At 73.5% G+C, this 872-nt stretch carries 1 protein-coding gene; it reads right to left on the minus strand.

Features of this window, described 5'->3' with window-relative positions; genetic code table 11:
• Positions 1-185: 185 nt before the first annotated feature.
• Positions 186-854, minus strand: a complete 669-nt coding sequence (locus Q2100_RS25935) for a M15 family metallopeptidase (protein WP_302916379.1) — start codon at positions 852-854, stop codon at positions 186-188.
• Between the last annotated feature and the right edge of the window lie 18 nt (positions 855-872).

The raw sequence follows: 872 nt of genomic DNA on the forward strand, positions 1-872 counted from the left end.
CGGGCCCAGCCTGCCGCGGCAGCATGCGCGCGGCGCACCGCTGCGTCGCAGGTGGACGCGTCGGCGATCGGGACTTCGGCGGCGACGTCACCGGTGCGGGGATCGCGGATCGTCATGGTCTCGAGCACGGTTTCGTGTACCCCTGCCGTCGGTGATTACACCGCGTGGTCGAACACGCGGCGCGCTCAGCCCGCCGCGTTGGGGCGCAGCGGCGGGCACTCGCCGCGCTCGTCGGTGGCGAGCTCGAAGTGCCAGTTCTCGTTGGCGAAGATCTGGCAGAGCCCGAATCGGCGGCCATTGGCGATCATCCACTCCGCCGCGGTGGTCGGGCCGATGTCGATCGCCTCGCCGACGACATGCCTTGACACCTCGGGGGTGGCGACGAACTGCCGTGCGGCGTCGAGACCGCCGTAGGTGCGCACGCCGTCGTCGAGCAGCCGCTGCTGGAATCCGCGGGACCGCCACCCCGAGGTGATCCTCATCTCGACGCCGTCGGCGGCGGCGCGCCGGGCGGCCTGCTGGACCGCGTCGAGCAGCGCGGGGTCCAGGAGTTCGAGGATCGGCGTCGACACCTCGAACGGGCTGAGCATCGTGTCGCCGGGAAGCAGGCCGCCCACCGTGTCGGTGGCGGCGTCACCGATGGTCAAGGTGTCGGCGTCGGTCGGGCCGGTGCCCGGGTACTGCGCCGCCGGGCCGATCAGCAGGGCGGCGCCGGGCGGCCGGGAGTCGTCGGCGACCGTCGGGACCGGTGGGGCGGCCGGTGCGGTGGGCGGCTGCGGCTCGGTTGCGGCCGGGCTGCACGCGCTCAGCGCGACCGTCGCCGCCGTGATCGCGATGAGCACCGGCAGCCGCATGCGGAGATCCTATTTCGG

The organism is Mycolicibacterium arseniciresistens (genome assembly GCF_030519285.1).
In the GTDB taxonomy this organism is placed as follows: domain Bacteria; phylum Actinomycetota; class Actinomycetes; order Mycobacteriales; family Mycobacteriaceae; genus Mycobacterium; species Mycobacterium arseniciresistens.